This is a genomic window from Bradyrhizobium sp. USDA 3240 (genome assembly GCF_054063295.1).
Window position 1 is genome coordinate 8636004 of record NZ_JBSSGD010000002.1, and the last position, 13509, is coordinate 8649512.

At 63.9% G+C, this 13509-nt stretch carries 12 protein-coding genes and 3 pseudogenes; 7 read left to right on the top strand and 8 right to left on the bottom strand.

Features of this window, described 5'->3' with window-relative positions:
* Positions 1-50: 50 nt before the first annotated feature.
* From ACVIGA_RS41215 to ACVIGA_RS41225, 3 genes and pseudogenes are all read right to left on the bottom strand, one after another.
* Positions 51-1040 (bottom strand): annotated as a pseudogene (locus ACVIGA_RS41215) (IS30 family transposase); the annotation flags it as partial.
* A 204-nt stretch (positions 1041-1244) separates the two neighbouring features.
* Positions 1245-1568 (bottom strand): hypothetical protein, encoded by a 324-nt coding sequence (locus tag ACVIGA_RS41220; RefSeq protein WP_456670527.1) that lies wholly within the window; start codon positions 1566-1568, stop codon positions 1245-1247.
* 4 nt (positions 1569-1572) lie between these two features.
* Positions 1573-1980 (bottom strand): PaaI family thioesterase, encoded by a 408-nt coding sequence (locus tag ACVIGA_RS41225; RefSeq protein ID WP_456670528.1) that lies wholly within the window; start codon positions 1978-1980, stop codon positions 1573-1575.
* Positions 1981-2157: 177 nt separating this feature from the next.
* On the opposite strand from ACVIGA_RS41225, the pseudogene ACVIGA_RS41230 reads away from it, so the two are divergent.
* The 5 genes and pseudogenes from ACVIGA_RS41230 (at position 2158) to ACVIGA_RS41250 (ending at position 5619) form a co-directional block, all read left to right on the top strand.
* Positions 2158-2924: pseudogene (locus tag ACVIGA_RS41230) on the top strand (AAA family ATPase).
* Between the two features lie 156 nt (positions 2925-3080).
* Complete coding sequence (locus ACVIGA_RS41235; RefSeq protein WP_375780949.1) at positions 3081-3620, top strand: SRPBCC family protein; 540 nt, start codon at positions 3081-3083, stop codon at positions 3618-3620.
* A 2-nt stretch (positions 3621-3622) separates the two neighbouring features.
* Entirely contained in the window at positions 3623-4561 is a 939-nt protein-coding gene (locus ACVIGA_RS41240) for a YVTN family beta-propeller repeat protein (RefSeq protein ID WP_456670529.1), read from the top strand.
* A 196-nt stretch (positions 4562-4757) separates the two neighbouring features.
* Entirely contained in the window at positions 4758-5090 is a 333-nt protein-coding gene (locus tag ACVIGA_RS41245) for a PRC-barrel domain-containing protein (protein WP_375780951.1), read from the top strand.
* Positions 5091-5247: 157 nt separating this feature from the next.
* Positions 5248-5619 (top strand): VOC family protein, encoded by a 372-nt coding sequence (locus tag ACVIGA_RS41250; protein WP_456670530.1) that lies wholly within the window; start codon positions 5248-5250, stop codon positions 5617-5619.
* Between the two features lie 121 nt (positions 5620-5740).
* On the opposite strand, the gene ACVIGA_RS41255 is transcribed toward ACVIGA_RS41250, so the two are convergent.
* The 5 genes and pseudogenes from ACVIGA_RS41255 to ACVIGA_RS41275 all read right to left on the bottom strand — a co-directional run bounded on the left by ACVIGA_RS41255 (position 5741) and on the right by ACVIGA_RS41275 (position 11793).
* The gene (locus ACVIGA_RS41255; RefSeq protein ID WP_456670531.1) at positions 5741-6382 is read right to left on the bottom strand and encodes a tetratricopeptide repeat protein; all 642 of its coding nucleotides are present in this window, start codon (positions 6380-6382) and stop codon (positions 5741-5743) included.
* A 74-nt stretch (positions 6383-6456) separates the two neighbouring features.
* Entirely contained in the window at positions 6457-9432 is a 2976-nt protein-coding gene (uvrA, locus tag ACVIGA_RS41260; RefSeq protein WP_456670532.1) for an excinuclease ABC subunit UvrA, read from the bottom strand.
* Positions 9433-9678: 246 nt separating this feature from the next.
* Complete coding sequence (locus tag ACVIGA_RS41265) at positions 9679-10338, bottom strand: outer membrane protein (RefSeq protein ID WP_456670995.1); 660 nt, start codon at positions 10336-10338, stop codon at positions 9679-9681.
* A 225-nt stretch (positions 10339-10563) separates the two neighbouring features.
* Positions 10564-10950 (bottom strand): annotated as a pseudogene (locus ACVIGA_RS41270) (outer membrane protein); the annotation flags it as partial.
* Between the two features lie 99 nt (positions 10951-11049).
* Entirely contained in the window at positions 11050-11793 is a 744-nt protein-coding gene (locus ACVIGA_RS41275; protein WP_456670533.1) for an outer membrane protein, read from the bottom strand.
* Positions 11794-12238: 445 nt separating this feature from the next.
* On the opposite strand from ACVIGA_RS41275, the gene ACVIGA_RS41280 reads away from it, so the two are divergent.
* Together ACVIGA_RS41280 and ACVIGA_RS41285 are read left to right on the top strand one after the other, a co-directional pair.
* The gene (locus ACVIGA_RS41280; RefSeq protein ID WP_097672149.1) at positions 12239-12733 is read left to right on the top strand and encodes a single-stranded DNA-binding protein; all 495 of its coding nucleotides are present in this window, start codon (positions 12239-12241) and stop codon (positions 12731-12733) included.
* A gap of 257 nt (positions 12734-12990) precedes the next feature.
* Positions 12991-13389: a DUF2306 domain-containing protein gene (locus ACVIGA_RS41285; RefSeq protein ID WP_456670534.1), complete on the top strand. Its 399-nt coding sequence runs from the start codon at positions 12991-12993 to the stop codon at positions 13387-13389.
* Positions 13390-13509: the final 120 nt, after the last annotated feature.

Consider the following 13509-nt stretch of genomic DNA (forward strand, 5'->3'; position numbering starts at 1 on the left):
GAGTCGATACCGCGCCACATCCTTCGCTGTCGTCCTGGCGAAAGCCAGGAGGTGGATTCACACTCGAAGTGCAACACTTGATCGGCAAAGGACTCCGCAGGCGTGCGGTAGTCAAGGCATTTGCGTGGGGTGTTGTTGTAGGTGGCGATGAACTGGCGGAATCTGGCGGTCGAGAGGGTTACGAGATCCGTTTTGCGAGGGATGAAGCGGCGCATCCTGCCGATGGCGTTCTCGATACCACCCTTCTGCCAGGGCGCGTGGGGATCGCAGAAGAAGGTCTCGATCGAGAGGCGATGTAGCGCCAGGTGACCGGCAAACTCGGTGCCGTTGTCGAAGGTGACGGTCTGGCGCAGCTCTTGTGGAAGGGCAGCGAAGAAGCGGACGAGATGGCGTGCGACACCGCGCGCAACCTTGCTGGCAAGGCGGATGCCGAGCAGCAGGCGAGAGGTGCGCTCATGCACGGTCAGCACGGCCTGACCGTACTTCGAGAACATCATCAAATCGGCCTCCCAATGCCCGGCGACGCTACGGTCGGCAACCTCAAGGGGCCGATTTGCCAGGGAAACACGGCCTTCGATGAAGCTTGCGGGGCTGCCGCCTCGCTTGCCGCGGAGGCCGCGCTTGCTCTTGGCGCGCGGCAGGTAGCGTCGCCAGTTGAAGTCCGAGGTGCGCCTGAGTTGGCCATAGATGAAGCGGTAGATGGTCTCGTGGGAGATCACCTTGTGCCCGCACTCGCGGGCCAGCCGGCCGGCGATCTGCTCCGGCGACCAACCTCGGCGAAGGCGTTGCAACACCGCGCGGCGCAGGACGGGCTCCCGTTCGAGGCGTCCGCCCGTCCAGCGCCGCGCTCGCATCTGTTGCTGGGCATAATTTGGCTTGTAGCCAGCCTGAACGCTCCGATTACGGCTCAGTTCCCGAGAGATTGTTGATGGCGAGCGATCCAGAGCTGCCGCGATTTGCCGGACCGAGCTGCCATTGGCCGATAGACAGGCAATCTCGCATCGGTCGTCCAGAGAGAGCTGCTTGTAAGTCCGCCCCATGGCAACACCTCCTCAAGGAAGTGTTGCACTTCGTTTGTGAACTCAGGGGACCCATACGCCGCGGCCATCGCAAAGGCACGCGGCGAGACCTTCATCTTGCAACTGACAGTGGTGGCAATGGGTCCCGGCCTTCGCCGGGACGACGGGGAGTGCGTGGTGTGGGTCACACATCCGCATTCTCGCAACTGGCAAGGGCCGCGCCGCTCACCGCCGCTTGCGGACGTGAACGTTGATATCGAGGTCGATCGCGCTGACGCAGGTCTGCTCGGTGCGGTGCGAGCCGCCCTCGTGCCAGGCGCCCTTGCGCAGGCTGAGGGCAGTGACCTGGGCAAGCCGCAGGCAGCGCCATTGCGGCAGCCTGCCCGAACTTTCGCCGGCGAACTGCCAGGCCAGCACGACCTCTTCGCCGCTTTTGTTGTGGCCGATGATATGCGGGCATAGCTCTCGCGGCCGGCCATCATAGATGCAGACCGCTTGCTGCTCGGTAAGGATCGCCTTGCGGAAGAGCATGTAGGCACGACTTGGCATCGGCTCAGTCGTCGAACACGCGGAAGACGGCGGCGGCTGTCACCAGCAGCTTGTCGCCGGCGAAGGCTTCCGCATCGACGAAAGCGAAAGTCCGCGTCACCTTCTTCAAGGTCGTGCGGCCGATGATCCATGGACCCGGCGCGGCGCCGCCGACGAAGCGGGTGTCCAGCGAAACGGTCGCGCATTTGCGTTTGGTTGCCATGAACACGGCACTGCCAAGGGCGGTATCGAGAAAGCCGAGGATCGCCCCGCCATGAATGTAGCCGTAGGGATTGCCGTGCCGCTCGTCGCTCTGAAATCCCCATTCAGGCGTGGCGTCGCCGGTCTCGCGCCAGTAGTAGGGGCCATTATGGTCGATGAACCCTGGGCGGCTCGGCAGGAGCTTGAACCCTTCTGGAGGCGAAGTTGTCATTTCGGGGATCCCAACAAGGCTTGCTGATTCCGCGTCGCATGCGCGGGACGTTGAACCTAGCATTGTGCGCCGACATGCGCGCCAGACCAGTCCACGCGTTCCCGTTGTGTTCTTGACGGGGTCACCTCGATCTGGGATCGTGGTTGGCGCCGCCGCGGCGTGCCGGAAGCAGGACGAATGGCCAGAGGACGACACCGCCCGATCAACATGCCCGCGCCGTATCTGAGGCGCGTCTGGCTCGATCCCGAGCGCATCCCCAATCGCAACGGATATCCGTTCGTGCTGCCGCTGCTGCGCGACGAATTCGAACTCAGCTTCGACAAGGCGATCAGCATCATTGTCGGCGAGAACGGCACCGGCAAGTCGACGCTGCTGGAAGGCATCGCCGTGATGGCGGCTATGACGACGCCGGCGGCGGCAAGGGCTATCGCGCGGTCGACCATGGTCGTGCGCTGGAGAAAATGGGCGGTTCGCTGGCGTCAGCGCTGCGTGCGAGCTGGTTGCCCAAGGTCACCAATGGCTGGTTCTTCCGCGCCGAAAGCTTCTTCTCGGTTGCACGATATCTGGACGAGGCAGCGCAGGACGTCGGCGCGTTGCCGCCGGACTTCCTGTCGCATTCCCACGGCGAGGGCTTCCTACGCTTTTTCGAGGAGCGCTGCCAACGGCAGGGCATCTTCATGTTCGACGAGCCGGAATCCGCCCTGTCGCCGTCACGGCAGATTGAATTCCTCAAGCTGCTGCACCGGATGAACGGCACCGGCCACTGCCAGGTGATCATGGCGACGCATGCGCCGGTCCTGATGGCCTATCCCGACGCGACGCTGCTGCGGCTCAGCAAAAGCGGGCTCGAGCCGGTCAACCTGCGGGACACCGATCACTACCGGCTGATGCGCGAGTTCTGCGACGATCCGAAGGGGTTCGTCGAGGCGGCGATCGAGGAGTGACGCCGATCCCGGCAGGCTTGCCTCGCGGGGAAGCCGGCGGCCGCGACTTCGCTCTGGTGCAAGAAGCCGGCCCCCGATCTAGTCTAGAACCTCGAACCATAAACTGCGGCATGCGCCAGGCGGCGCATGACCGACGGACATCGGGAGAGACCAGGGATGAGATCGACGATCGCGAAGGCCGGCGTGTTGGTGGCGGCATTGGCCGTATTGGGGGCCGCCTGGGCCCATGGGCCGACCCGCCAGAAGGTGCGCGAATCTATCGAGATCGATGCGCCGCAGGCCAAGGTGTGGGCGGTGATCGGCAATTTCCAGGACATGAGCTGGCTTGCCGGTGTCGCCAAGACCGAGGGCGAGAAGGGCAACGAGATCGGCGCCACGCGGCGGCTGACACTGGCCCCCGGCATTACCATCGACGAGGAGCTCTACAAATACGAGCCCGAGATGATGAGCTATTCATACCGGATCACGGCTGTCGACGTGAAGGTGCTGCCGGTCACAAATTACTCCTCGACGCTGTCGGTGTCGCCGGCGCCTGGCGGCAAGACGAAGCTGGAATGGGCCGGCGCGTTCTATCGCGGCTTTCCCAACAACGATCCGCCGCCGGACCTGAACGACGAGGCCGCGGTGAAGGCCGTGAGCGAGCTCTACCGCGGCGGGCTGGCGGCGCTGAAGAAGAAGATCGAGAGCGGCAGCTGAGCATGCGCGCGATCGCGCTGGTGGCGCTGCTCGCCAGTCTCAGCGGCGCGCGCGCCGAGGAGGCGTTCGTCACCAACCAGCTCAGCGACGATCTGACGGTGGTCGATCTTGCGACCTCGAAGCCGGTCGCGACCATCGCGATCGGCGGCAAGCCCGCGGGCGTTGCCGTCAGCAACGACGGCCGCTTCGCCTATGTGACGAGCCCGGACGCCAAGGCGGTCACGGTGGTCGACGCGTCGGCGCGAAAGGTGGTCGGCCGGGTCGAGGTCGGCGGCGGGCCGCTCGGCATCGCGGTGGCGCCCGACGGCGCAACCGTCTATGTCGCCGACTGGTATGCCGCCGCGGTGCGGGTGATCGATGCCAGGGAGCAACGTGTCGTCGCCAGTCTCGCGGTCGGCGCATCGCCATCCGGGCTTGCCGTCACGCCGGACGGGCGGCTGCTGCTCTCGGCCGACCGCGACGACGACAGCCTTTCGATATCAGACATTTCCGCCCACGAGCGGAGAGGGATCGTGAAGGTCGGGACCCGTCCGTTCGGCGTTACCATCGATGCCGACGGCAAGCGCGCCTACACCGCCAATGTCGGCTCCAACGACGTCTCGGTGATCGACATCTTAACCGCGCGCGAGATCGGCCGCGTCCATGTCGGCCTGCGACCCTATGCGGTGGCGCTGGCGCAGGGCCGCGGCTTCGTCACCGACCAGTATGACGGCAAGGTCAGCGTGTTCGATCTTACGACGTTGCAGCTGGTGAAGCGGATCACGGTGGGCGACTACCCCGAGGGCATCGAGGCGACCGCCGACGGCAAACGCATCGTGGTCGCGAACTGGGAGAGCAACACGCTGAGTGTGATCGATGCCGCCGAGCTCAAGGTGATCGGCGAGGTCAAGGTCGGCGACGGCCCGCGCGCGTTCGGGGCGTTTCTGAGACGGACGGAGTAGGTGCGAAGCACGGTGCGTAGGGTGGGTTAGCGAAGCGTAACCCACCACCTTCCTCGCGGAGGAGCGGTGGGTTACGCCTTCGGCTAACCCACCCTACGACCTTCGAGCCGCCTGACGCTTCCTCGCGCGACCCGTTGGCTGACCGGGACGACAGGCCTATAATCCCCTCCGAACAAGGGAAGACAGGGAGGATGCCATGCATCATACCTTGGTGCCCAGCGACCGCGTCGAGCATGTCTGCGTGTTCGGGCGTGATGGCTCAAAACTCGGATCGATCGAGCGGCTGATGCTCGACAAGGTGAGCGGAACGGTGGCCTACGCCGTGATCAAGACGGGCGGCGTGCTCAGCAGCCACCACCATTATCCGGTCAAGTGGACGGCCCTGAAGTTCGATCCCGCGCGCCAGGCCTTTGAGGCCGAGGTGACGCTGGACGATCTGCGCACTGGCCCGTCCGAGTTCGACGGCGACGAGTTCGACTGGGGCGACCGCTCGCACGGCTACACGCACCCGAATTATTGGGCGGTATAGCGCGGAGGCGAGGGGACGGTTGTTGTAGCCCGCATGAGCGAAGCGACATGCGGACAGAGGTCGACGACTACGAGAAGGCTCCCGGATATCGCTTCGCTCATCCGGGCTACTGCTCTAATCTACGGCGCATCGTCGTGGCCTAGGCAAAGACAGACGCATGCCCCAGTTCAAGCCCGCCGGCTGGCCTTCCGTCATACCGCGAATTGTCACGCGCGACCTCACCGGTTTGGCCGGATTCCTGAGAGACGTTTTCGATGCGGAGGGCGACGTCCGGTCCGGCGCGCCAACGGAAATTCGGATCGGAGACTCGATCATCCTTATCAGCGACGGCGGAGGCGTACGGGACGCCATGCCGGCCTTTCTCTATGTCTATGTTGAGAACGCGGACGAGACCTACCGGCGCGCGATTGCGGTAGGCGCTGAATCGATCGAGACCCCTGCGGATACGCCTTATGGCGACAGGCGCGCGATGGTCCGGGATACATGGGCGAACGTCTGGCAGATAGCCACTTACCGAGGGAATCCGTAGAATGGGTGGAACGAAGCGATACCCATCATTCGGGCCGCAGGATGAGTTGATGGGTTTCGCTTCGCTCTACCCATCCTACGCGCTGGTCCGCGCTGCTTACCAGCGTGCCCGGTACCGAATTTCACGCGGACGCAATTGCCGCTAAGCGTGCCCGGATGTCATCGTACCTTGGTCCCACAACACCGAACTTCGGACGGTATCGAAGTCCGGACTCTTCCTGGTCGGCCGCACTAAGCGCTGTGCGTGCGTTGTTCGCGGCAAGGTCGGTCAATCCGTAGGTGTTCATGATGAGGGCGCGGCTACCGTAGACGCGGAATACTACCACGGGAAACAATGCTGCTCGATTCCCGAACTCATCAAGGACCGCAAGGGCAGTCTCATAGCGGTTCGAGAGTTCGTTAGTCGCGACGACCCACGCAAGTTCAAGCCACGCCCATGTCTGGACACTCGGCTTGACACGCATCCTCTGGATCGCATGCTCATAGTAAGTCAGCGCGCCCTCAATGTCTCTTGACCTTAAAAGACAGTCGGCTTTTGCGGAGAGCGCTTGCACGACGGTAATGGAATTAGGGTAGCGATCGATCACGTGGTTGAAGAGAGCTATCGCATCGGCGTCGTATCGCTGCCCGATTTCCATCAGAGTGAAGCCTTGAACGAAGACGTACTGCGCCCGATTTGTCTCCCGCGCTCTGTTCAAGCGCCGCCAAAATTCGGTTTGATCCTCTTGCGACCAAGACTGCTTGCGAAACCAGTCGACGCCCATTCTAAGACCAGTCAAAAACGCTTTGGCGCACTGAGGATATCCACGATTGACCCCGGAATAGGGGGCTTCCTAAACTACTCCGCCGCCTCGCTCGCCGAGCTCTTCCTCGGCTTGCTGTTCCCCTTCTTCAGCACCGGGGCCAGAAACTTGCCGGTGTAGCTGCGCGGCGCCTTGACGATGTCCTCGGGCGGGCCCCAGGCGACGATCTCGCCGCCGCCGTCGCCGCCTTCGGGGCCGAGGTCGATCACCCAGTCGGCGGTCTTGATGACTTCGAGGTTGTGCTCGATCACCACCACCGTGTTGCCCTGGGCGACCAGCTCGTGCAGCACCTCCAGCAGTTTTGCGACGTCGTGGAAGTGCAGGCCGGTGGTCGGCTCGTCCAGGATGTAGAGCGTGCGGCCGGTGGCGCGCTTTGACAGCTCCTTGGCCAGCTTGACGCGCTGGGCCTCGCCGCCGGACAGCGTGGTGGCCTGCTGGCCGACATGGATGTAGTCGAGGCCGACGCGGTGCAGGGTCTGGAAGGTCTCGCGCACGCGCGGCACTGCCTTGAAGAAGTCGGCGGCTTCCTCGACCGTCATGTCGAGCACGTCGGCGATGCTCTTGCCCTTGAACAGCACCTCAAGCGTCTCGCGGTTGTAGCGCTTGCCCTTGCAGGTGTCGCAGGTGACGTAGACGTCGGGCAGGAAGTGCATCTCGATCTTGATGACGCCGTCGCCCTGGCAGGCCTCGCAGCGACCGCCCTTGACGTTGAAGGAGAACCGCCCGGGCTCGTAGCCGCGCGCCTTGGCCTCGGGGAGGCCGGCGAACCATTCGCGGATCGGCGTGAATGCGCCGGTATAGGTCGCGGGGTTCGAACGCGGCGTGCGGCCGATCGGCGACTGGTCGATGTCGATGATCTTGTCGATGTGCTCGAGGCCCTCGATGCGGTCGTGCGGGGCCGCGCCTTCGCTGGCATTGTTCAGCTTGCGCGCGATCGACTTGTACAGCGTGTCGATCAGCAAGGTCGACTTGCCGCCGCCGGAGACGCCGGTGACGCAGGTGAACAGGCCGAGCGGAATCTCGGCCGAGACGTTCTTCAGATTGTTGCCGCGGGCGTTGATCACCTTGATGGTGCGCCGGTGGTTCGGCGGCCGCCGGTCGGGCACGGGCACCGAAAGCTCGCCGGTGAGATACTTGCCGGTCAGCGATTTCGGGTTGCGCATGATCTGGTCGGGCGTGCCTTCGGCGACGATGTGGCCGCCATGCATGCCGGCGCCGGGTCCGATGTCGAGCACGTAGTCGGCAAGCCGGATGGCGTCCTCGTCATGCTCGACCACGACCACGGTATTGCCGAGGTCGCGAAGCCGCTTCAGCGTGTCGAGCAGCCGGGCGTTGTCGCGCTGGTGCAGGCCGATCGACGGCTCGTCCAGCACGTAGAGCACGCCGGTCAGGCCCGACCCGATCTGCGAGGCCAGACGGATGCGCTGGCTCTCGCCGCCGGACAGCGTGCCTGAGGAGCGCGACAGCGTCAGGTAATTGAGGCCGACGTCGAGCAGGAAGGTCAGGCGCTCGCGGATCTCCTTGAGGATGCGCGCGGCGATCTCGTTCTGCTGCGCATTCAGCGCCTCCGGCACCGTCTCGAACCATTCGCCGGCGCGCCTGACCGAAAGCTCGGAGATCTCGCCGATATGCTTAGCCCCGATCTTGACGCACAGCGCCTCCGGCTTCAGCCGGTAGCCGTTGCAGCCGGCGCAGGGCACGTCCGAGAAATACTTGCCGAGCTCCTCGCGCGCCCACTCGCTCTCGGTCTCGCGGTAGCGGCGATTGATGTTGGTGACGACGCCCTCGAACGGCTTCTTGGTGTCGTAGGAGCGGACGCCGTCCTCATAGGAGAACTTGATCTCGTCGTCGCCCGAGCCGTGCAGCAGCGCGGCCTGCACCTTCTTGGTCAGGTCCTTCCACTTGGTGTCGAGCGTGAACTTGTAATGCTTGCCGAGCGCAGTCAGGGTCTGGATGTAATAGGGCGAGGACGATTTCGCCCACGGCGCGATCGCGCCCTTGCGCAAGGTCAGCTCCTTGTCGGGAATGACCAGGTCTTCGTCGATATGCTGCTCGACGCCGAGACCGCCGCAGGCCGGACACGCGCCATAGGGGTTGTTGAACGAGAACAGGCGCGGCTCGATCTCGGGGATCGTGAAGCCGGAGACCGGGCAGGCGAATTTCTCCGAGAACAGGATGCGCTCGGGCCCGCTCTTGTCGTGGATCTTCGCGGTCTTCTTCTTGTCCTCGGCCGGTGCCGCTGCCGGCGCGTCGGCGTATTCGATCACGGCGAGGCCCTCGGCGAGCTTCAGCGCGGTCTCGAAACTTTCGGCGAGGCGCTGGGAGAGGTCGGGACGCACCACGATGCGGTCGACCACGACGTCGATGTCGTGCGGGAATTTCTTGTCGAGCGCGGGCGCCTCCGACAGCTCATGGAAGGTGCCGTCGATCTTGACGCGCTGAAAGCCCTTCTTGAGATACTCGGCGAGCTCCTTCTTGTACTCGCCCTTGCGGCCGCGAACGACCGGCGCCAGCAGGTAGAGGCGGGTGCCTTCCGGCAGCGCCAGCACGCGGTCGACCATTTGCGAGACGATCTGGCTCTCGATCGGCAGCCCGGTAGCCGGCGAATAGGGCACGCCGACGCGCGCCCACAGCAGGCGCATGTAGTCGTAGATCTCGGTGACGGTGCCGACGGTGGAGCGCGGGTTCTTCGACGTGGTCTTCTGCTCGATCGAGATCGCAGGCGACAGGCCGTCGATCTGGTCGACGTCGGGCTTCTGCATCATCTCGAGGAACTGGCGCGCATAGGCCGACAGCGACTCGACGTAGCGGCGCTGGCCCTCGGCATAGATGGTGTCGAACGCGAGCGACGACTTACCGGAGCCCGACAGGCCGGTGAACACCACGAGCTTGTCGCGCGGAATCTCGACGTCGATGTTCTTCAGATTGTGTTCGCGCGCGCCGCGGATCGTGATGGCGCGCGATGAGGAGCCGGCGGTCTGTTGGCGCTTCGCCTTGAGCACTTCATCCATAGCGACATTTCCGGGCGCATGATCGGGCGCCTTTTGGGCGCGCATCGCCGGTGCTGCCGGGACCTTGCGCCGATGGGTGAGAAGACTGGAACGTAGGAAGAACGGCCGACAATTTCCAGTGCTGAGTCGCGTCCATCAACGGATAGTTTGCCTGTTGGCAGCAGCCGTCAGCAGGGCCCGGTTCCCGGACGCAAAAAAGGCCGGCGCGAGGCCGGCCTTTTCGAGACCGTGAGGTCTGCTTTTCGCTCAGTACTTGGCGACGATCGGGCCGCCGAAGTGATAGTTCACGCCGAACTGCACGGTGTGCAGGTTGATGTCGGCAGACCGAATGCCGAAGTAGGTCTCGCCGCCGAGGCTGCGATACAGGTACTCGCCCTTGATCGACCACTGTGGCGCGATGAACGCCTCGATGCCGGCGCCGACGGTCCAGCCGGAGTGGAAGTTGCTCTGCGAGACGTTCACGCCGCCCGCGCTGAGGGTGAGCTTGTTGTCGGCCCAGGCGTAGCCGCCGGTGCCGTAGAACAGCACCTTGTCGACGGCGAAGCCGATGCGGCCGCGCGCGGTGCCGAGCGCGTCGATCTTGCTCGTCGCGGTGATGCCGAAAGCGGTAGCGGACGCATTGACGTCAGCCCAGGCGCCGTCAGCCTCGAGGCCGTACACGATGTTGCCGGCCTGCCAGTTGTAGCCGACGGTGCCGCCGCCGAAGCCGCCTTCCATCTTCGGGTTGCCGGAGTCCTCGCTGGCATAGCCACCGAAGCCGCCGATGTAGAAGCCGGTCCAGTTGTAGATCGCGGCCGGCTGCGGAGCCTTCACGTAAGGCGCGCGTGCCGCCATGTCGGCGGCCATTGCCGGTGCAATTGCGCTGAGGGCAAACATGCCGGCCGAAGCCAGCAAAACATTCCTGATTTTCAAAGTCCCAGTCCCATTTTCTTGTTGTCCCTTCAAACACTGAAGGGAACGTCACAGCAGTGTCGTGTGACGATCGCGTGTTTCTACTTAGAAATCTTGGAAGTTGTGTATCCGTGAAACCACAATGCACGGAAAATGGCTCGGCGAAGCGCGCGCTTGCACGCAACGAAAAGCCGGCGCAAGGCCGGCTCTTTTCTCCGATGCGAAGCGACCGCCGGTAGCTCAGTATTTCGCTGATACGACCGGGCTCAGCGCGTTGAAGTGGTAATTGATGCCGAGCTTGACGGTGTGGAAGGTGTCCTTCCACTCCGAGCGATCGTTGATCGCCGGCGTGTACTGGGTCGGCGCGACCTTGCCGAGATCGATGTAATTGTACGCGAGCTTGGCCGACCAGTTGGCGGCGAACATGTATTCGACGCCGGCGCCGACGGTCCAGCTCCAGCGCGTGTCACTGGCCGAGACCGAGGGCGGCGCGAGCCCGGCATTGTAGCGGTGCAGGATGTCGCCGACCGCGGCGCCGCCGTTCACGAACCACAGCGTCGCGCCGTCGGCGTAGGCGAGCCGGCCCTTGATGTCGCCGAAGCTGCGCAACTCGGTGTAGTAGCTGTCGAGCACATCAGGCGGTCCGACGTTGGAGCGCACCGCCCTCGCAAAAAAAAGGCCGGCGCGAAGCCGGCCTTTCGTCTGGATCAAATCCGTGTCACGCGATCAGTAGCGCGCAACCACCGGGCCGCCCCACTTGTAGTTCACGCGGACGGTGACGAGGTCGACGTCCTGGCGATCGCGGATGTTGCTGAACAGCGCGCCGGTCGGGGTGGTGAGGTTGTAGGTCTTGTCCTGCATGAACAGGTGGTCGTATTCGACGCCGGCGGTCCAGTTCGGCGCGAAGCCGACTTCGATGCCGGCGCCGATGGTGCCGCCCCAGCGGGTGTCGCTCGCGCTGCCGGCGAGGACGCCGGTCGGCGTGAAGTAGGTGTTGAAGCGATTGTCGGTCAGCGCCGCACCGCCCTTGGCGTAGAGCAGCACGTTGTTGACGGCGTAGCCGATCTGGCCGGTGAACAGGCCGAACGCGTCGATCTTGCTCTGGTTGGTGAACAGGCCCGGGAAGATCGCGCTGTTGTTGCTGCCCTTCAGGTCAGCCCAGTTGCCCTGCGCTTCGAGGCCGAACACCCAGGTGCCCGCCTGCCAGCGATAGCCGATCTGACCACCGGCAACGCCGCCGGTCGCGTCGTGGCAACCATCCGAGCCGATGAAGATGCCGCCCGGGACCTGGTCCCAGCAATTGTGGCTCGAGCCCCAGCCGCCGTTGGCGCCGATGTAGAAGCCGCTCCAGTCATAGACGGCGGCGATCATCGGCGGCGCCTTTGTGTAGGGGCGCGCAGCGAGATCGGCAGCCGCGGCAGGCGCAGCGAATGCAATCAGGCCAACCGTAGCGAGCAAAAACTTCTTCATAATCAAACCCCCAGCTTCCCAATCGGCTTCCAACGGTCCCGAAGCGCGACTTCAGACGCGAGCGCCCGTCTGATGGGTGGTAGCTATACGCTGATTCAACCTGAAGCGCCGTCTCCCAAATGCAACACTCGCAGAGGAAGTGTCGACAAGGCAAGGCGTTGATTTAACTTACATTTTCGTAAGGCGTCAGAGCCCGCTGGTGGTCGGACCGAAATCGGCGGCGACTCCATGACCACCGGCTGCTTCTACGGCTGGTTGTGGCGAACAAAACTGGAACAGTGTCGGCTGCGATGCTATATCTTGAATATCGTGGATAACCGCGCGACGGCGAGGGCATCGAGCCGGCACCGGCCGTATAGGTCATTCGCGGCGCCTGCAAGTAAGTGGCGATGGTTGAGAGTGGCGGCCGATGTCCGGCGCCCGGTTTTTGAGCGGAGATGATGCGATGGCGGGAAGCGTGAACAAGGTGATCCTGGTTGGAAACCTCGGCAAGGATCCGGAAATCCGGCGGACGCAGGACGGCCGACCGATCGCAAATCTTTCCATCGCCACCTCGGAGACCTGGCGCGACAAGGGCACCGGCGAGCGCAAGGAAAAGACCGAGTGGCACCGCGTCGTGATCTTCAACGAGGGCCTCTGCAAGGTCGCCGAGCAGTATCTGAAGAAGGGCGCCAAGGTGTACATCGAGGGTCAATTGCAGACCCGCAAATGGACCGACCAGAGCGGCGTCGAGAAGTACTCGACCGAGGTCGTGCTGCAGGGCTTCAACTCCAACCTCACCATGCTCGACGGGCGGGGCGGCGGAGGCGGCAGCTTCGCCGATGATGGCGGCGGCAGCGATTTCGGCTCGTCCGGTCCGGTCAGCTCGGCGCCACGCCGTGCGGTCGCCGCCGGCGGCGGCAGCCGCAACAGCGACATGGACGACGACATCCCGTTCTGACCGGAGGTCAGGCTTTCCGAGATTCCGTCAGACGCCGTTCCGTGAAGATCATTATCCCGGAGCGGCGTTGAGATTTGTCGCGGAAGTCTCCTCGTGTGGATTTTGAGGATAACTCTCTAAGCGCCTGCTTGACCTTGTCCAACCGAGGACGGCCAGCGCGGGTTCCCCGAACTTTGACACAGGTCAATGTGAATGATATTTACATTGGCCTGCGGCGAGCGACGTCTGGCCGCGAGCTTCACTCGAGGGCTGCCATCATGAGCCTCGCGCCACTGCTCGACGCTGCGCCTGCGATCCCGCTCCATGCCTTTGCCGCGATGGCGGCCTTCGTGCTTGGCTCCATCCAGCTCGCCGCACCGAAGGGCACGCTGCCGCACCGGACGCTGGGCTGGATCTGGGTGATCCTGATGCTGGTGGTCGCCGGGAGCTCGTTCTGGATCCATCAGATCAAGCTGGTGGGCCCGGGGAGCCCGATCCATCTGCTGTCGATCTTCTCGCTGATCATGCTGGTGCTCGGCGTGACGGCCGCGCGGAACCACAACGTCCGCCGCCACAAGTTCACGATGATCGGCATTTTCTTCGGCGCGCTGGTCATTGCCGGGCTTTTCACCTTCATGCCCGGGCGGATCATGCACGCGGTGATTTTCGGCCAATAATCGGATGATCAGGGCGTTGCGAAGGCCGGTTCCACCAGGCCTTCGCGACCTTGCAACCGCCGGGCTAAGCAGGCGCGTCGCAAACCTGCAATGCGGCCGGTAAGTGCATGAAAAAACGAA